Source organism: Pseudoalteromonas sp. NZS127 (assembly GCF_015864805.1).
GTDB lineage: Bacteria > Pseudomonadota > Gammaproteobacteria > Enterobacterales > Alteromonadaceae > Pseudoalteromonas > Pseudoalteromonas nigrifaciens.
Map to the genome: position 1 here is coordinate 60,878 of NZ_JADYWN010000011.1, position 18,189 is coordinate 79,066.

Genomic DNA, 18,189 nt, shown 5'->3' on the forward strand with positions numbered 1-18,189 from the left:
ATTATGAACATGCAAAGTAAAAAATATATTAATAAAAAGAATAAAACCTATAGAGGATTTTTGTTTGCCAACTGTTTATATAAGTTGCGCAGTAACCAAACGCATTTATTGTGTAGTTTGAGTGTGCTTGCATCGGCTTTTTTTAGCTTGAATGTTTTAGCCACAGTAACTACCGGGCAAATGGTGCAATTTGATATAAAAGCGCAGCGAGCAGACAAAGCTTTAATAGAATTTGCTAAGCAAACTGAGCAAACCGTGGTGTTTTCTTATGAGTTAGCTAAACAATATAATGCAAATTCGCTTTATGGTTTTTACACCCAATTAGATGCACTGGAGGCACTGTTAGGTGACAGTAAGCTCGATGCGGTTGTTGATCAAAATGGTTTACTGAGTATAAAACTCAAACAAATCAATAGGAAAAATAACAACATGATGAAGCTTTCAGGCGTTAGTGCAGCAATATTGCCTGCATTACTTGCTGCAAACACTCAGGGCGTTAATGCTGCTGAAGATGTTGCCCAAGAAAAAATAGAAAAAATTGCCATTGTCGGGAGTCGTGTAGCAGGTCGTTCAGTTGAAGATTTACCTGTTCCGGTTGATATTTTAAGTGCAGAAGCGCTAGAAAATACAGGGCAAACAGAAGTGGGCAGAATGCTGCAGTCAATCGCGCCTTCGTTTAACTTTTCAAGCTCGTCAATTAGTGATGGCACCGATGCCCTTCGCCCAGCAACACTGCGTGGTTTAGGCCCAGATCAAACATTAGTACTTATTAACGGTAAGCGCCGCCACCAAGCCAGTATTATTCATATTAATACTTCGGTAGGTCGTGGTACAGCGGGTACCGATATGAATGCTATTCCGGCGTCGGCAATTAAGCGCATTGAAGTACTGCGTGACGGTGCTGCAGCGCAATATGGCTCAGATGCCATAGCGGGTGTTATTAATATAGTACTCAAAGATGGTAGCGAAGGTGGTAAAGCCGCAATTAACTATGGCCAATATTCAGAAGGCGATGGTGAAACGATAAACCTTGATTTTAATAAGGGTTTTGCTTTAGGTGATAAAGGTTACGTAAATACTACGCTTAACTACCGTGATCGTGCGCCAACTAACCGTGCCGGTTTACATGGCTCTTGCCAATTTAATGGTTGTACAACACTTGATGACGGCACTTTAGTAGCGGGCGATCCGCGAGAGCTAACAGCCGACAGAGATACCTTTAGAATAGGCGATGCCGACTCACAACAATTTGGCTTAATTGTAAGCACAGGTTATGAGTTAGGTGATGGCGAACTATACGGTTTTATTACTTATTCAACGCGCGATAACGAGTCGGCAGCGTTTTTCAGGCACAATGCCAACGGTGGCGGTAATACGGTTTTACAAGATAACGATGCGACAATTCAGGCTGGCTTTTTGCCAAAAATTAACACCACTATCGACGATATTTCGTATAACTTTGGTTACAAAACGCAATTTGATAACGATGCTAGCTTAGACTTATCGTACACCTATGGTGAAAACAGTATTGATTACACTACCAGTGACACAATTAACGCCTCGTATGCTAACTTTTTACGCTATGACCAAGGCTTAAGTGCTGCTGATATTCGCGCCACTATTCCGCGTGAAGCCTATGCTTACGGTATGGAATTATCGCTACAAACGCTTAATTTAGATTTTACTCAAAATTTTGATGATTACTCACTCGCTATGGGCGCAGAAATTCGCACCGATGAGTATCGCATTTTAGAAGGCAGCGAATACGCATACCGAGATTACGACACTAATAACGGCGTAAGTATATACGACGGTTTAAGCGGTGGCGTTGGCAGCGAAGATGCTTCGGGCGGCACGCAAGGTTTTGGTGGTTCATCGCCAATGTCATCGGTTGATGAGTCGCGCGATGTGATTTCGTTCTACCTTGATGCTGAAACCTATATTATTGAAGACGTTATTTTATCGGGCGCACTGCGCTACGATAATTATAAAGGCTTTGGTGATACGGTTAACTTTAAACTAGCGGGTAACTGGTCGATTACTGACGATATATCACTGCGTGGTGCATTAAGCTCAGGTTTTAGAGCGCCGTCAATGCAGCAGCTGTATTTTAATAATATCAGTACTCAGTTTGTTGTTGATGATGTTACTGGCAACTTAGTTGCCGAAGAAGTCGGTACTTTTAGAAACGACTCAACATTAGCGCAAAGCTTAGGTATTCCAAAACTAACAGAAGAAAAGTCGCAAAACCGCAGCTTAGGTATAGTGTATAACGTAACAGACAATATTAACGTAACACTCGACTATTACTCAATTGATATAGACGACCGTATAGTTATTAGTAATCGTTTAGGTAAAGGGTTGTCGCCAAGTCTTGACGCTGCATTAATAAGCTCAGGTGCTGGTGCGGGTCAGTTTTTCTTAAATGGTGCTGATACAGAAACGCAAGGTATTGACTTTGTTGCTACCTGGAACACTGAAGGGTTAGGCGGTACGCTTGATTTTACCTTAGCAGCTAACTTTACTAAAACCGATGTGGTGTCGTTATTTACCCCTGCAGGTTCAGGTTTAGAAACAGTACCGGTTGAGGACGTGTTCTCTGACCAAGAAATTTCTATTATTGAAGAGTGGCAACCAGAGGATCGCATTAACTTAAGTGCGCTTTATCAACGTGATGACTGGACAGTTAATTTGTCACTTAATCGCTTTGGTGAGTACACAGTAGAAGATGGCGGCCGCCAGACTTACGGTGCCGAAATATTAACTGATGTTAAAGTAAATTACTTTATAACTGAGAACTTATCGGTAAATATTGGCGCAAATAACTTATTTGATGTCTACCCAGATGAAAATACCATAGGTAATTCACGTACTGGTACTATTGTAGATGCCCAAGGCAATACCATTGTAAGCAGCCCAGGGGTATTTAAATACTCTCGCCGTTCAGCCCCATTTGGCTTTAACGGTGCGTATTACTACCTAGGTGCAGAATACCGCTTTTAATTATAGATACTCCCATTTTTATACTTAATATAAAGCCCAGCATTTAAGAATGTTGGGCTTTTTTAATTGTTTAACCTGAACTCAGCTTTAGGTTGAGTTATTATCCAGAATTTAGGCTACTTACTGCTTTTTCATTCGGCTCATTTCAGCATGACAGCTTTGCATTGTTAGTAATGCTTTAGCTAGTACAGCTTCGCAGTCTGCGGGTTGTGGTTTTTTCATTGCATCTTTAATTTCTTCGAGGGTTTTATCCTCAACTTCTTCTAGCTCTTTAATATACGTATCGTCGTTATTGCTGCTAAATTTAGTGATAAGCGCAGTGTAAGCACGGCGCGCTTCTACCGCAAATGATGAGCCATCTTCACGTTCGCCTTGTTCATTAACAGCAAAAGGTTGTAAGCGTTCAACGGTTACCTTACGCGCATCAATCATGCGCTGGAAAAGGGCGGCAACAGCGGGATCTTTTACGTTCTGTTGGGCTTTTTCGTAAAAATCTATACCACTATTCATTACTTGGATGATGTCAGAAATATGATTTACTTCATTACTTTGATGGGTGTTCATAATGACCTCTCTTATAAATGAAATTAAATGTTCATTTATATAAAAGCAAAGGTTGTTCCACTATAAGAACTTTCGTAGTAGTTTGTTTTTATTGAAATAAATATATAGTGAGGATGATGTTTGCTTACTTATTAGATTAAGTAAGCAAATTTTACAAAGCTTTTGTAACGGTATTACTTAAGTTCTTCAGCAACTTCGGCTACTTTTTGACGTAACCAAATATGACTAGCATCGCGATGTAACAACGGGCTCCAAATCATATCTAACTCAAACGGTGGAATAGGAAAAGGAGGTTCTAATATTTTAAGACTAGGATCGTCTATATAAATGTTAGCTGCTTTGGAGGGCAATGTTGCTATTAAGTTTTGTACTTTGGCTAAATGTACTGCCACATGATAGTTACGGGTAAAGGTGGCAATATTACGGTGTTTACCAAAATGAGCGAGTGCTTCATCAACCCAGCCGAGTTTTTGCACATCTTTAGGATCCATTCCTACGCCTACACCAAAACCGGTTTTACTTACCCAAATATGGCGTGCTTTTAAGTAGCTCTCTAGGCTAAAATTGTCAATAATCGGGTTATCGGATTTAACTAAACAGCAAAAACTGTCTTTCCAAATGCGTTTATGATGAAACGATTGCGGTAGGTTTTCAAAGCGATTGATTGCCATATCCACTTTGCCATTTTCCACATCATGAAAGGTCACATCACTAGGGGTGAGTATATCTAGGGTGGTGTCGGGGGCTTCTGCGTGTAATTTACTTAATAGCTTGGGCGCTAAGGTACTGGCCGCATAGTCACTGGCCATTATTCTAAATACGCGTTTACTTTGGCTTGCTTCAAACTCACGATTAGGCGCAAGTGTTTCCTCTAGGGTCATTAATATTCCGCGAATAACGGGTTGTAACTCTAACGCGCGCTCTGTGGGTACCATGCCATCGCTGGTACGTACTAAAATAGGATCGTTAAATAAGTTACGAAGGCGCTTTAAGCCATTGCTCATGGCAGGTTGAGTAATACTTAACCGGTTTGCTGCGCGGGTAACATTACATTCGCGCAATAAAGTATCGAGATAAACCAGTAAATTTAAATCTATTTTACTTATATTCATTGTATGTCCTTAACGCTTTACCAGTGATGGATAAAACGTTGTGCTGTCGGGTATGGATAAATATGACTAACCTGACCATTTTTAATATTTTGCTGTGCTTGCTTCCAAAAGTTAACATCAATAAGCTCTGGATGTGTGCTCATTAAAAACTGCTTGTAGATTGGGTTAGGCATTACAAAGGTGCAAAGTTGCTCAGGAAATACATCTTGCGGTGCAACCGAATAGCTTTGCTCATCCATTAAGTAGTCGTCATACGTTTTTGCTTTAGGCAGTGCTCTAAAATTCATGTCGGTTAAATATTGCACTTCATCGTAATCATAAAAAATAATACGTCTGTGTTTACTAACACCAAAGTTTTTTAACAGCATGTCGCCGGGAAATATATTAACAGCAATCATTTCTTTTAGTGCCTGGCCGTACTCTTCAATCGCGGCGGCGGCACTGGCATCATCGGCATTTTCTAAAAATAGATTAAGCGGTGTCATGCGTCGCTCAATATATAAATGTTTGATAATAAGCCAGTCGCCTTCAATTACCATAGATGAGCCAATGGTTTGGTGTAACTGCTGCAACAAGTTACTATCAAACCGCGCTAAAGGAAATACGACGTTAGAATATTCTATGGTGTCGGCCATGCGGCCAACCCGATCGTGTTTTTTAACTAACTGGTAGCGCTTTAACACGGTATCACGACCAAAAGGTTTACTTTCGCCAAATTTATCTTTAATAACTTTAAATACATAGCCGAATGAGGGCAGGGTAAATACCATCATCACCATGCCAGGTGTACCAGGGGCGATAGTAAACTCGTCGTTAGAGTGAGTTAAATGATTTAAAAACTCACGGTAAAACTCGGTTTTACCTTGTTTATGAAAGCCAATAGCGTTGTAGAGCTCAGCTATGGTTTTATTGGGCATTAATTGGTTTAAAAATCGCACTAATGCGCAAGGCGCATGGGTTTCTACCATAAAGTAGGCACGCGCAAAACCAAAAATAACTCGCATTTGCGACGATTTAGTAAGTAGTGCGTCTAGGTACAAGCCTTTATCTTCATGGTGTAGTACTGCAATAATAAACGGTTGTACGCCGCTTTGCGATACCACTCGCCCTACAATATAGGCAGCTTTGTTACGGTAAAATGGAGTGTGCAGTATATCAAAGCGCATTTGCCAGGCTTTATGGTGCGTATCGGGCGCTTGTTTATAAAATGCTTTTACCAGCAGTCGTATGTCTCGTTCTAAGTTTACAAAGGGGGCTTTAAAATCAAAGTGATTAATGATCTGTTTAATTGTGGGCTTTAGGCCGTCAACCACAGGAAAATAGCTGCGATACTCAGCTTCTACTGGCACTGCAGGCGCATCTTTTAGAGTGGCTTCTACAAAAATAAAGTCGTTATGAAAATAACGGCGATGATACAGGCGGCAAAATACCGAGTTATAAAAAGTTTCGGCAAGCTCAGCCTGAGGATGAAAACATAAAAAATGTTGATAGAGCTTTTTTACTTCTAGCCACAGCTGTTCGTCGAGTTGTTCGGTTTGTTGTTGTCGAAGTGTGGCGGTGGTTTCGTTAACCCGATCATCATAATGGCTAATACGTAATCGGCTTATATCATTAATTGCTTGCCAGTCTCTTTTAGCAAACGCCAGCGGTGCTTTTGCCGTGGTTTTTTGAAATAACAGGTAGTGCTTTTTAAAGCCCGTTAAAATTAATTCAGCAATATGACGAGGCTGCATCATTACTCCTTATTAGACGCTAGAGCTTATACTCTATCGTTGTTAAGAGTATGTTATTCTCGATTTAAAACCAAGCTAAATTAAGATGTTATTTATTCATGAGATAAAGATTACTGGTAGTTGTCTATTTTTTTTTGTAATTTATTAATGCGCTTTTTTACCATATTAATTTGTGCTTTATAGTTTTTGCTAATTACTTTTTGTTTTTTAGCAATATCGGCGGCAATGCGTTTTTTATCTTCCTTGGCTAAAATATGGTTAAGGCGCTGTTGCTGTTTATAATCAGCTTGGTCTTTTTTACGATCTAATATTGCTAACTTATGTTGATTACTGCGCAGTTCTGCCTGTAAACCCACCATTAAGCTTTCGCGCTCTAGTTCGTTTAATTGCTTGGTGTAATCTACTTTAGGGCCGACTTGCTGATTTATTGTGGTGTTAACTTTGTATACGGTGGCGTTGTTATCGCACGGGAATTGAGAAAAGGTGGTGCCTTCTGGTGTAACGCACTTGTAGTAATTGGTTGCACTGAAACTGTTAAAGCTTAGGGTTGTAAGCAAGAGGAAAATAAAAATACAGTACAGCTTAATCATATTGGCTATCCCTAAGAGTGTTTTACTGCGTTAAATTAATAACGTTAAAGTAAAACTATAACCTAGCTTGGTGGTATAGCAAGCTAGGTCAATAATAGCCTTATTGAGTAAAGGTTTTTAACTTTTTAATACTGTGGACTAAAAATGGAATGTCTAAGCCTTGCTCAATCGAAAACCCTTCGGCGGCAGAAATATTTTTAAAGTCGCCATCAGGATCAATTAAGGTAATTCTATCCTTTTTATACGCAATAACCACGCCTTGAGAATAATTAACACCCATATTATCTTTTTTCTGGTGTAAGTTAACACCGAGCATAGTTTGCTCAGCAATAGCGTTGCAGTTTAAATACTGCCCAACAGCGGTCGCTATTATATCGCTAGGTTGAATAAGGCCATTAACGCGAGTGATCCGTTTATCGGAGCTATAAAGCGTTGAGGTAATTACCACCTCTTTATTAGTATCAGCCAAACTAAAAGCATAAATATGGGTGTTTTTATCGCGAGGTGTTAAGTCATCAGTGCCTTTAATAATTCTAATTGCACTATTAGTGTGGGTTTGATCGTTAATAAAATTTAACGCTGCAATACCCGTTACTTCAACACTGCGACGTTGGCTTTGCCATGCGGGTAATGTTTGCTCATTTATAATTGTAGATTTATAAAATGCTGGTAAACCATAAACTAAACTAAAGAGCATATCGTTATGATCGGTTGGTTGTAAAAACTGCTTAGTGCTATACAAGTTTTTATTACTGGCAAATTGAGCAAGCTGCTGCGCTGTTTCAAATACAAAAATATCAATTTTAGCCGGTTTGTAATCTTCGCATTTTGTCAGTGGAGTAGGTAATTGGTAGCTAATGTTTTGCTGATTAATTTGCACGTTATGCGCTTGTTTATAGCTTTTTATGTCTAGTAGATCATTTTTAGCTAATAAGCTTTTAGCCGTTGTAGGATACGAAAGCGGTAAAAAGTTATCTTGTTTAGTTACATCAAACTTTAAATTAGCGTCAGCCCAAATATGAATACTATGACTTAAAGCAAAACAAATCACTAAAAATGAACTCGCGTAGCGAGCAAACTTGAGCTGCTTTAAACGCGCTAAATTTTGCCAAGTAAAATTACTGACCGTTAACTGAAAACCTAAAATAACTAAAACTATGCCACCGGCTAAAATAGTTGTTAAAGCGGGTGAGCTGTTTAAGCGGTGCCATAAAAGCGAAATGATCTCAGGTAAAGCAGAACTACTTAAGTGATAACCTAAATTAAAATAAACATAAGCATCAAGTGTGAGTAAAGAGGCGCCAAAGGTAGCAATAACTGCAGCCATACCGCGAATATGGCGAGGGTATGGAAAAACTAAACTGAGCGGAAATACCGTCAGCACAAACGCTAAAAAGGCAATAAAGCTAGTATGGCTAAGCCAAGTAACTAGCATATAAGTAATACCCATAAAGCTTGTAGGTGGCGAGTCGGCAAACAAGTAGCTTAAGCTAATTAAGAGCGCTAAGCCAATATTGGCAAAGGTAAACCAATGCCCCCAGCTTAGTAATTGACTCGCTTTTGATGAAAACTGATTGTGCTGCGATAAATTCATAGAGTTTATTTAACCGACTGTGCGAGAGCTTTAGCAAAGTTCTCGGTAACGGCTTGTCTTTTCCCTGTTGGTACATGCTCTTTTAAGATATGCGTGATAGAATTTCCTAAACACATAAGACTCAAATCAACCGGCGCATTGTGTTGAGTTAACACATCAATAAGCTGATCGACGATTTGTTCTACTTGTTCATTAGAGTATTTTGATAAGATTGGCATCAGTTGGTTCAATTTAATAGTTATATTCTCACATTTTAACACCAGAGGCGTGAAAAACAAAGATGGCAACAGACGTTAAAAAACTAGTCGTTCATTATGTAGACAAAAAAGACGGCGATACTCAAATTCATTTACGTAATGATGAAATGCTAATCAACGATAAAGTAGCTGTGTTTATTGAGCAATTGCATCATGCATATAATGGTAAGCCAGGTAAAGGCTTTTGCGCTTTTAGTGGCGATAAAAACAGCGTAGTTGCATCGGCAATGCAAAGTTACCGTAACAACGAACTTGGCTTTTGGCATATGACAGATCAAGCATCGAGTGTGTTAAAAGAGGAGCTTGATAAATACGCATTTAATGAAACCGGTTATTTAGTGTTTTGTCACTATCAGTATGTGGCTACAGACTACATGCTGATTGCGATGATTAATATTAAAGAGCATTACTCAATTACCTCTGAGCTTGATTTAGCATCGTCACGTCATTTAGATATTTCGCGTATGCAATTAGCGGCACGAATCGATTTAACCGCTTGGGACACCCAAGCGCAAGACAATCGTTATATTTCATTTATTAAAGGCCGCGCAGGGCGCAAAGTTGCCGATTTCTTCTTAGACTTTTTAGGCTGTGAAGAAGGTATTGATCCTAAACAACAAAGCCAAGTAATGCTCAGTGCTGTAGAGGATTACTTATCAGAGCAACAATTTGATAAATCAGAAAAAGACGATTTACGTAAACAAGTATTTGATTACTGTAATGATTGTGTAACGACAGGTGAAGATGCCAACGTAAGTGAGCTTTCGGCAACACTTACAAAAGGCGATGACAGTCCGTTTGACAGCTTTTGCAAAGAGCAAAGTTACGATTTAGAAGAGTCATTCCCCGTTGATAAAAAAACAGTGGCAAGTATGGTTAAGTTCTCTGGTTTAGGTGGCGGTGTAAGTGTGAGCTTTGAGCGTAAACACTTAGGTGAACGTGTTACTTATAATGAAGCAACCGATACCTTAGTGATCAAAGGCATTCCGCCAAACTTAAAAGATCAGTTACAACGCTTCATGGAAAAAGAACAAGACTAATGCGATTGATCTAAAGTTACAGGTACAAAAAAGCCCCGCTAGTTAATAATTAACTAGCGGGGCTTTTTAATGAGTATTGTTAATCAACACTCATTGTTTTAGTCATTGTAGAACTTGCACGACCAGCAGGTTTGATTGAACCCGCACGCAAACCACTGTCTGGCACTAGTTCACGTTTATCGTGAGCCATAGCAACAGATGTATGTTTTACTTCGCTATCAGCTACAGGGGTAGGCTGTGCCATTGGCGCACTTGCTGACCCTTGAGCTATCGCTGTTTTAACATGTGGTGCTGCAGTTACTACTGGAGTTTCAACTTTAGCTGGCTCTTCAGTTACCACTGGAGTTTCAACTTTAGCTGGCTCTTCAGTTACTACTGGAGTTTCAACTTTAGCTGGCTCTTCAGTTACCACTGGAGTTTCAACTTTAGCTGGCTCTTCAGTTACCACTGGAGTTTCAACTTTAGCTGGCTCTTCAGTTACCACTGGAGTTTCAACTTTAGCTGGCTCTTCAGTTACCACTGGAGTTTCAACTTTAGCTGGCTCTTCAGTTACCACTGGAGTTTCAACTTTAGCTGGCTCTTCAGTTACCACTGGCGCTTCAACTTTAGCTGGCTCTTCAGTTACTAATGGAGTTTCAACTTTAGCTGGTTCTTCAGTTACTACTGGCGCTTCAACTTTAGCTGGCTCTTCAGCTGCTACTGGAGTTTCAACCTTAGCTGGCTCTTCAGTTACAACTGGAGTTTCAACTTTAGCTGGTTCTTCAGTTTGTACTGGCTCTTCTACAGCTTCAACTTTGGCTAAGTCTTCAACCGCAACGGCTTGTTCAACTTGTTGCGCTGCATCCGCAGGTGTAGCTGCAGATTTAGCTTTAAGCTCTGCTTCATACTCTGCAGCAGCCTGGTCGGCAACAGGAACAAATGCCGGTGCTTCATCTGACTTAGCTTCATTGCCTTCACCTTCAGGGCGACGACGGCGCTGACCTGATGCACGAAGATGACGAGGTGAGCGACGTGAACGTGTACGAGTTTGCTCTTGCTCGTCTTCGGTTGTAGGTGTTTCATCGTTAGAATCAACATCTTCAACTTTCTCTTCTTTAATATGAGCTGTTTTTTCTGCCGCTGTTTGAGTTTGCTTTTCTACAACAGGTGCTTGCTCTTGGGCTACTGGTGTTTCTTTTTCTGTAGCTTGTACAGGTGTTTCATCTGTTGTTTGTACTTGCTCAGCATTTTCATCTTGCAGGCGTACTTTTTTACGCAAATTACGACGCTGGCGACGAACCTTTGGTTTTTGATCCTTTGGCTCTTCGGCTTGAACTGGCTTAGTTTCAGCTTCTGCTTTTGCAGGTGCATCAACTTTTACTGCATCTTTATCTTCAGTGCGTGGCTCTGGGCGCTTACGTGAATTAGGATTGCGACGACGCTTATTGCGATTCTCGCCTCTCTCTTGGTTCTCGTTAGTTTGCGTTGCTGCTTCAGGTGTTGATACAGAGTTAGTTTTAACCTCTTCATCCGCAGTACGCTCAGTGCGTGGCTTAGAACGAGGGTTATTACGGCGACGCTGATTGTTGTTATTACGGCGACGATTATCGTTATTACGCGTATTGTCGCGCGTTTCTTGTTGCTGTTTTTGTGTTTCTTCTTTTTTCACTTCAACGGTTTCGCTGGCGAATAAAGATTTAAACCACTTACCAATTGCATCCAGTAAACCGCTTTGCGCTTTAGTTTCAGCAGGGGCAACAACGTTAGCAGGAGCCGCTTGTGGAGCTGGTGTTGCAGGCATTACAACGCCTTTTAACATTGGCTCTTCACGTACTGGTGCTACAGGCGACTTAGACATTTCAAATGCTTCAGGCTCTGGAGCAACAATTTGTCCATAGCTTACTGTTTCAATCGTTTCGTCTTTACGTAAGCGCATTACTTCGTAGTGTGGTGTTTCCATGTGTTGATTAGGAATGATCACTATGTCGCACTTATGTTGTTTTTCCATGCGATGAACACTACGGCGCTGTTCATTTAATAAATAAGCGGCAACAGCAACAGGCACTTGAGCATTAACTTGTGCAGTGTTGTCTTTAATTGCTTCTTCTTCAATTAAACGCAAAATAGACAGTGCAATTGATTCGTTAGAACGAATCGTACCTTGACCACTACAACGTGGACATGGGCCTTGGCTTGCTTCACCTAATGAAGGGCGCAGACGCTGACGCGACATTTCGAGTAAACCAAAACGTGAAATTTTACCAATTTGCACACGAGCACGATCAGGACGAACAGCGTCTTTTAGACGGTTTTCTACTTCACGCTGATGGCGTGGTGGTGTCATATCGATAAAATCGATAACAATTAAGCCACCTAAGTCGCGAAGACGTAATTGACGTGCAATTTCATCTGCTGCTTCTAAGTTAGTATTAAGTGCTGTTTCTTCAATATCGCCGCCTTTTGTTGCTTTAGACGAGTTAATATCGATAGAGGTTAATGCTTCTGTAGGATCAATTACAATTGAACCACCTGAAGGCAAGCGTACTTCACGCTGGAACGCAGACTCAATTTGGCTTTCAATTTGGTAATGCGTAAATAATGGCGTATCACCTTGATAAAGCTTAACACGGCTCATAAAGTCAGGGCGAAAACGTTCAATATGCGCTTTAGCTTCTTCAAAAACACGTGGTTTATCAATTAATATTTCGCCAATATCACGACGTAAATAGTCTCGAATTGCACGAAATATTACATTGCTTTCTTGGTGTATTAAAAACGGCGCTTTAGCACTGTCGGCTGCAACACCAATTGCTTCCCAATGAACAAGTAAGGCTTTTAAATCGTAGTTTAATTCTTCAAACGATTTGCCAACACCAGCAGTACGAACAATTAAGCCCATACCTTTAGGAAGTTCTAAACGACTAAGTGACTCTTTTAGTTCAGTACGCTCATCACCTTCAATGCGACGAGATATACCGCCAGCACGAGGATTATTAGGCATTAAAACTAAGTAGCTACCGGCAACGCTGATAAAGGTAGTAAGTGCTGCGCCTTTTTGGCCACGCTCTTCTTTATCTACTTGTACTATAACTTCTTGACCTTCTTTGATCACGTCACGAATATTCGGACGGCCATGGAAAGTATACCCAGCTGGGAAGTAAGTACGGGCAATTTCTTTTAAAGGAAGGAAACCATGACGATCAGCACCGTATTCAACAAATGCTGCTTCAAGAGATGGTTCAATGCGAGTGATTTTGCCTTTATAAATATTGGCTTTTTTCTGTTCGTGACCTGGGCTTTCTATATCTAAATCATATAGGCGCTGGCCGTCAACCAGTGCTACGCGCATTTCTTCTTGCTGCGTTGCATTGATTAGCATACGTTTCATATTGTTACTCTACTAGTTTGTGTCGCTGACATGACGCTGTTTTCACGTCTGTTCAGTTATTCCTATTTTTAGAATGTGCAGCCTCACGACTGGGTCTTTAATGGAACGGCTCTGTTTTTTGCGTACGCAGTATTTTTAAATGCAGGCAAACAATAGTGTATTTATTACTATTAAATTCATAGCAGGGCTAAAACTGTCGGCTTTTCAGCTACGTTACACGTTTTACCCAGAAGTTGGCCTGTCATACTAATCTTATTAAATGCCGTTCATATTTAGGCGCATAGGGCTCGTTAAGTAAGTGAGTAATACAATGTGATGTACTACTAAAATCCATTTTTGTGAGCAAAAATCGCTGCCAATGTTAATGACGACTTATTTATTAGATTTTTTTAGTTCTAAATAAGCTGCTGTACGGTACTACAATTGAGCAAGTGCTGAACGACGTTTTTACGTCGTCACTATCAGACAAATTATCTGTTCATTGCTTTTTCAATCGCATTAAAAATCAATTCATGTTCAAACTTAACTGGCAATATATTACGCGCATTGCCGCTAATTGATCGCACGTGTTGACTGGGTATGTATAAAAGCTTTGGAAAACTTAACTCGGATCTGTATGATCAATTACCCAGAATGTGCATCACGAATGTATTACTGCGTTAAAAAGCACCGTTGTTATTTGCAAATACTAAATATTTGCGCTGCTGATTATCCCACTATTATAACTGTGTTAGCAACTAAATTATTTTTCTTAAATTAGTGATTAGGCAATGTCAGAAAAAAACGACTTACAAGTAACTTATGTCACGATCAACGAAGACCATTTAGGTCAACGAATTGATAACTTTCTTATTACCCATTTAAAAGGGGTGCCTAAAAGCGCAATTTATAAACTTTTGCGTAAAGGTGAGGTGCGCGTTAATAAAAAACGCATTAAGCCGGTATATAAACTGCAGCTAGAAGATGTTCTTCGTATTGCGCCAATTAGGGTGGCAGAACGAGAAGAGTTTGTGCCTTCAAAACTTGATAAAGTAACACGCCTTGAAAATGATATTATATTTGAAGATAAATACCTGATTGTTATTAATAAACCATCGGGTATGGCGGTACATGGTGGCAGTGGCTTAAGTTATGGTTTAATTGAAGCGCTGCGAGTATTACGCCCAGAAGAGCGTAGTTTAGAGCTTGTGCATAGACTAGATCGCGATACGTCGGGGTGTTTATTAATTGCTAAGCGCCGTTCAGTACTGACTGCTTTACATGAGCAGTTACGTGAAAAAACCATGGAAAAAAACTATTGGGCGCTAGTTGATGGCCAATGGGACTCTAAAACTAAAAATGTTACCGAAGGGCTGCGTAAAAATACGCTTAAGTCTGGGGAGCGCGTAGTGCGTGTAGATAACACTGAAGGTAAACCCTCACATACCCGCTTTAAAGTGCTTGAGCGCTTTAACGAGTGCTCGTTAGTGCAGGCGTCACCGGTTACCGGGCGTACTCACCAAATACGTGTGCATACACAATGCAAAGGGCATCCCATTGCGTGTGATGATAAATATGGCGATGAAGAGTTTGATAATTCGATGCGTAAAACAGGGTTAAATCGTTTGTTTTTACATGCTCATGACTTAACTTTTTATCATCCTAAAAACGAAACAACTATGCGCGTAGAAGCACCGCTTGATAAAGCACTGGCTAATTGCCTAGTTAAATTGCGTGCTAATAAAACGTGATAGCAGTCAGTTCGCTCAAAAAGTACAAGCTGGTTATTTTTGATTGGGACGGCACAGTAATGGATTCAATAACTAAAATAGTTAATTGTATTTGCAGCAGTGCCGTTGCGTTAAATATAGAACCGCCAAGCAATGAAGCAACAAAAAGCATTATTGGTTTGTCGCTTGATAAAGCCATTGCGGTATTATTTCCGCTGCATAGAGCGCAGCACCAAGCGTTAATTAGTGGATATAAGCAGCATTACCAAACAGATACTACGGCTACACCATTATTTGCCGATGTAGAAAAAGTGCTATTAGCACTACAGCACAGTGGCATTATTTTAGCCGTGGCAACAGGTAAAGGGCGCGCAGGACTCGATCGTTTATTACACCAAAGTGAGTTAGGGCATTATTTTAGTGCAACGCGTAGTAGTGATGACGCAAGCTCTAAGCCATCGCCGGATATGTTGTTTCAATTATTAGCAGAGCTTGGCATAAGCGCCGATGAAGCGGTTATGATTGGCGATACAAAAATTGATATGGCAATGGCGCAAGCCGCGGGTATGGATAGCATAGGTGTCACTATGGGTGTACATAACGCAAAGCAACTTAGCGAGTTTAACCCGATTGCAACTGTTGATAGTTATCAGCAGTTGCAACAGTTATTGCTGCCTGAGCATTAACTAAGGGGGGTATTTGATTGCGCACTTAGCACATCAAGGCCAAACTCAGCTAATAATTGGCTGAGTTTGATCAGTGGTAAACCAATTAAACTGTTTGGATCGTCTCCAGTTAATTTTTCAAATAAACAAATCCCTAGGCCTTCACTTTTAAAACTGCCTGCGCAATTATAGGGCTGCTCAGCATCGCAATAAGCACTTATTTGCGCATCAGTGAGTGTTTTGAAAGTAACATTAAATGGTTCAATGCAGGTTTTACTCTCCCCAGATATAAGATCGTAAACGCACAGGCCAGTTAAAAATGTTACACTATGGCCGCTAAAAAGGGATAACTGCTTTACGGCATTGTGTTTATTATGAGGTTTACCTAAAATTTGCTCATTAAATACAGCAACCTGATCTGAGCCAATCACTAAGCCTTTACTAAAGTGTTTACTAGCTGCGCGGGCTTTTAATTCACTTAAACGCTTAACTAGTTGTGCAGGGGTTTCATTGTTTAATGCTGACTCGTCAACATTCGGTGAAAATGTATCGAATGGCAGATTGAATTTTTGTAATAAAGACTGCCTAAAGGGTGAGCTTGAGGCTAATATAAGTGGGTACTTCATAGATTGTTTTCCTAACCAAAATCAGATTGAGTTAGGATAAATCAGATCCGTGAGTAAAACACGTGAAAAACCACGTAAATATGGTTTTTTACTTTGACTAACCAACTAACTATCTATATGATGCAGCCCCTATGCAAAAGGTGAAAATTCCCATCACTCTTCATCCAGGCAAAGCAGCGCAACACCGTTTAAAGTATGACGGCATTGTACCGCTTGAGAAACTAACTCGTTTACGAGAAGTTGTGCAGGAAGAAGTAGGTGAAATAGCGGTAAAAATTCATTGCAAAAACGACGACCAAGGTTTTGTTGTGATTAGAGGCAATTTGTCCACACACGTAACTGTCACTTGTCAACGTTGTAATGGTGATTTAGGGTTGGATTTGGTGCAAGATTTTGTTTATTCACCAGTTGGTGATGAAACAGAATCAGACATTTTTCCAGAAGACTACGATGAAGTAGCGCTTGATGAAAATGGTGAAATTAACGTTTTTAATTTAATTGAAGACGAATTAATTTTAGCAGTTCCATTGGTCTCTACCCACAACGAAGCTTCATGCAGTTATTCAGCAAAGCCTGCCAGCTTTGGTGTTTTAAAGGCGGAAGATGAGAAACCTAATCCATTTGATATTTTGAAACAACTTAAGAAAGATTCTTAGGAGAAGACTATGGCTGTACAAAAAAGCAAAAAGTCTCGTGCAAGACGCGGCATGCGCCGTTCACACGATGCGATTAGTGGTCCAAGCTTAACTGTAGATCAAACATCTGGTGAGACTCATCGTCGCCACCATGTGACTGCAGATGGTTACTACAAAGGCGTTCAAGTAATTTCTAAATAAGAGATTTCTTTATGCTGAATAATCTAACCATAGCGTTAGATATGATGGGGGGCGATTACGGCCCCCGTTCATCTATCCCCGCTGCCGTTAACGCGGTAAATGCTCATGCTAATTTAACGCTAATTTTATGCGGTAATGAGCAAGTCATATCAAAACAACTCGAATCACTCGATTCACTAGCACACCCTCGACTTATTATTCGCCACTGTAGCGAAGTTGTTACAAATGCATGTAAGCCCGGTGTTGCTGTACGCTCCAAAAAAGATTCATCTATGCGCGTTGCCCTTAACTTAGTTAAATCGGGCGAGGCTCAAGCATGCGTAAGTTCAGGTAATACTGGCGCGTTATTCTTTATGGCACATTACGTGTTAAAAATGCTTCCTGGTGTAAAACGTCCAGCACTTATTTCTGCGGTACCTACAGAGCGAAAAAACCCTGTTTATTTACTCGATCTGGGTGCTAACGTACATTGCGATGCGCAAACCTTGTATCAATTTGGCATTATGGGGTCGGTAGTCGCAGGACAAGCACTTGGCTGCGATAATCCCAAAGTAAGTTTATTAAATATTGGCTCTGAAGATATCAAAGGCCATGAAGATATTAAGCAAGCTGCACAATTAATGCAGCAAAGCCCTTTAATCAACTATATTGGTTACAGTGAAGGTAGCGATATATTTACCGGAAAAGCCGATGTTATTGTATGCGAAGGCTTTGTGGGTAATGTGGCGCTTAAAACCTGTGAAGGGATTGCAAAACTTATAATGAATAAGTTTACCGCCGCGCTTGAAAAGCACCTCGTATATAAATGCATGGCGTTTATGCTGAGTCCTATAATAAAAAAACTCTATAAAAGGGTGAACCCCGACCAGTATAACGGTGCAAGTCTGGTAGGATTGCGCGGTATTGTGGTTAAAAGCCATGGAAATGCCTCAGCTAAAGCATTTCAAGCAGCAATTGATGAAGCGGTAAAGGAGGTTGAACGTCAACTTCCTGACAAAATAGCCGCAATTTTTGAAAAAATACATTCTAAAGACACGGTGAACGAGTAGTAATTGAGTTGCCGTGTTTATAACATTATTTATTTGTTTAATTA

General features: G+C 40.3%; 15 protein-coding genes. 7 read left to right on the plus strand and 8 right to left on the minus strand.

The window, feature by feature from the left end:
- Nucleotides 1–3: 3 nt before the first annotated feature.
- Nucleotides 4–3,003, plus strand: a complete 3,000-nt coding sequence (locus I6E78_RS11305; protein WP_226897996.1) for a TonB-dependent receptor plug domain-containing protein — start codon at nt 4–6, stop codon at nt 3,001–3,003.
- A gap of 120 nt (nt 3,004–3,123) precedes the next feature.
- Here I6E78_RS11305 and I6E78_RS11310 read toward each other — a convergent pair whose 3' ends face one another.
- The 6 genes from I6E78_RS11310 to I6E78_RS11335 all read right to left on the minus strand — a co-directional run bounded on the left by I6E78_RS11310 (nt 3,124) and on the right by I6E78_RS11335 (nt 8,814).
- The gene (locus tag I6E78_RS11310) at nt 3,124–3,567 is read right to left on the minus strand and encodes a ferritin-like domain-containing protein (RefSeq protein WP_011328498.1); all 444 of its coding nucleotides are present in this window, start codon (nt 3,565–3,567) and stop codon (nt 3,124–3,126) included.
- Between the two features lie 173 nt (nt 3,568–3,740).
- A complete protein-coding gene (locus I6E78_RS11315) occupies nt 3,741–4,679 on the minus strand; it encodes a LysR family transcriptional regulator (protein ID WP_011328497.1) in 939 nt (312 codons plus the stop codon).
- 17 nt (nt 4,680–4,696) lie between these two features.
- The gene (aceK, locus tag I6E78_RS11320; RefSeq protein ID WP_197182549.1) at nt 4,697–6,412 is read right to left on the minus strand and encodes a bifunctional isocitrate dehydrogenase kinase/phosphatase; all 1,716 of its coding nucleotides are present in this window, start codon (nt 6,410–6,412) and stop codon (nt 4,697–4,699) included.
- A 110-nt stretch (nt 6,413–6,522) separates the two neighbouring features.
- The gene (locus I6E78_RS11325; RefSeq protein ID WP_197182529.1) at nt 6,523–7,002 is read right to left on the minus strand and encodes a DUF4124 domain-containing protein; all 480 of its coding nucleotides are present in this window, start codon (nt 7,000–7,002) and stop codon (nt 6,523–6,525) included.
- A 100-nt stretch (nt 7,003–7,102) separates the two neighbouring features.
- On the minus strand, nt 7,103–8,596 hold the full coding sequence (locus I6E78_RS11330) for a DUF3413 domain-containing protein (RefSeq protein ID WP_197182530.1): 1,494 nt from the start codon (nt 8,594–8,596) through the stop codon (nt 7,103–7,105).
- A 5-nt stretch (nt 8,597–8,601) separates the two neighbouring features.
- Entirely contained in the window at nt 8,602–8,814 is a 213-nt protein-coding gene (locus tag I6E78_RS11335) for a DUF1414 domain-containing protein (protein WP_011328493.1), read from the minus strand.
- A gap of 62 nt (nt 8,815–8,876) precedes the next feature.
- Here I6E78_RS11335 and yejK point away from each other — a divergent pair, with 62 nt between their 5' ends.
- Nucleotides 8,877–9,893: a nucleoid-associated protein YejK gene (gene yejK, locus I6E78_RS11340; RefSeq protein ID WP_011328492.1), complete on the plus strand. Its 1,017-nt coding sequence runs from the start codon at nt 8,877–8,879 to the stop codon at nt 9,891–9,893.
- A gap of 79 nt (nt 9,894–9,972) precedes the next feature.
- On the opposite strand, the gene rne is transcribed toward yejK, so the two are convergent.
- Nucleotides 9,973–13,260 (minus strand): ribonuclease E, encoded by a 3,288-nt coding sequence (rne, locus tag I6E78_RS11345; RefSeq protein WP_197182531.1) that lies wholly within the window; start codon nt 13,258–13,260, stop codon nt 9,973–9,975.
- Between the two features lie 770 nt (nt 13,261–14,030).
- Between rne and rluC the strand changes: the two genes are divergently transcribed.
- Together rluC and I6E78_RS11355 are read left to right on the plus strand one after the other, a co-directional pair.
- A complete protein-coding gene (rluC, locus tag I6E78_RS11350; protein WP_011328490.1) occupies nt 14,031–14,990 on the plus strand; it encodes a 23S rRNA pseudouridine(955/2504/2580) synthase RluC in 960 nt (319 codons plus the stop codon).
- Nucleotides 14,987–15,655, plus strand: a complete 669-nt coding sequence (locus tag I6E78_RS11355) for an HAD-IA family hydrolase (RefSeq protein WP_244181032.1) — start codon at nt 14,987–14,989, stop codon at nt 15,653–15,655. Before rluC ends, I6E78_RS11355 begins: the two co-directional genes overlap by 4 nt.
- Here I6E78_RS11355 and I6E78_RS11360 read toward each other — a convergent pair.
- A complete protein-coding gene (locus tag I6E78_RS11360; protein ID WP_197182532.1) occupies nt 15,652–16,260 on the minus strand; it encodes a Maf family protein in 609 nt (202 codons plus the stop codon). The two genes, I6E78_RS11355 and I6E78_RS11360, sit on opposite strands and share 4 nt — an antisense overlap.
- A 131-nt stretch (nt 16,261–16,391) precedes the next feature.
- Between I6E78_RS11360 and yceD the strand changes: the two genes are divergently transcribed.
- From yceD to plsX, 3 genes are read left to right on the plus strand one after another with little or no spacing between them, the layout of a single operon-like run.
- Nucleotides 16,392–16,916, plus strand: a complete 525-nt coding sequence (yceD, locus tag I6E78_RS11365; RefSeq protein WP_011328487.1) for a 23S rRNA accumulation protein YceD — start codon at nt 16,392–16,394, stop codon at nt 16,914–16,916.
- 9 nt (nt 16,917–16,925) lie between these two features.
- Entirely contained in the window at nt 16,926–17,096 is a 171-nt protein-coding gene (gene rpmF, locus I6E78_RS11370; RefSeq protein ID WP_011328486.1) for a 50S ribosomal protein L32, read from the plus strand.
- An 11-nt stretch (nt 17,097–17,107) separates the two neighbouring features.
- Nucleotides 17,108–18,145 (plus strand): phosphate acyltransferase PlsX, encoded by a 1,038-nt coding sequence (gene plsX, locus I6E78_RS11375; protein ID WP_011328485.1) that lies wholly within the window; start codon nt 17,108–17,110, stop codon nt 18,143–18,145.
- Nucleotides 18,146–18,189 lie beyond the last annotated feature (44 nt).

Coding starts and splice junctions, on each gene's coding strand:
- rluC (WP_011328490.1), top strand. CDS start 14,031: ATGTCAGAAAAAAACGACTTACAAGTAACTTATGTCACGATCAACGAA.
- plsX (WP_011328485.1), top strand. CDS start 17,108: ATGCTGAATAATCTAACCATAGCGTTAGATATGATGGGGGGCGATTAC.
- aceK (WP_197182549.1), bottom strand. CDS start 6,412: ATGCAGCCTCGTCATATTGCTGAATTAATTTTAACGGGCTTTAAAAAG.
- I6E78_RS11315 (WP_011328497.1), bottom strand. CDS start 4,679: ATGAATATAAGTAAAATAGATTTAAATTTACTGGTTTATCTCGATACT.
- I6E78_RS11335 (WP_011328493.1), bottom strand. CDS start 8,814: ATGCCAATCTTATCAAAATACTCTAATGAACAAGTAGAACAAATCGTC.
- yceD (WP_011328487.1), top strand. CDS start 16,392: ATGCAAAAGGTGAAAATTCCCATCACTCTTCATCCAGGCAAAGCAGCG.
- I6E78_RS11310 (WP_011328498.1), bottom strand. CDS start 3,567: ATGAACACCCATCAAAGTAATGAAGTAAATCATATTTCTGACATCATC.
- I6E78_RS11330 (WP_197182530.1), bottom strand. CDS start 8,596: ATGAATTTATCGCAGCACAATCAGTTTTCATCAAAAGCGAGTCAATTA.
- I6E78_RS11360 (WP_197182532.1), bottom strand. CDS start 16,260: ATGAAGTACCCACTTATATTAGCCTCAAGCTCACCCTTTAGGCAGTCT.
- rne (WP_197182531.1), bottom strand. CDS start 13,260: ATGAAACGTATGCTAATCAATGCAACGCAGCAAGAAGAAATGCGCGTA.
- I6E78_RS11305 (WP_226897996.1), top strand. CDS start 4: ATGAACATGCAAAGTAAAAAATATATTAATAAAAAGAATAAAACCTAT.
- yejK (WP_011328492.1), top strand. CDS start 8,877: ATGGCAACAGACGTTAAAAAACTAGTCGTTCATTATGTAGACAAAAAA.
- rpmF (WP_011328486.1), top strand. CDS start 16,926: ATGGCTGTACAAAAAAGCAAAAAGTCTCGTGCAAGACGCGGCATGCGC.
- I6E78_RS11325 (WP_197182529.1), bottom strand. CDS start 7,002: ATGATTAAGCTGTACTGTATTTTTATTTTCCTCTTGCTTACAACCCTA.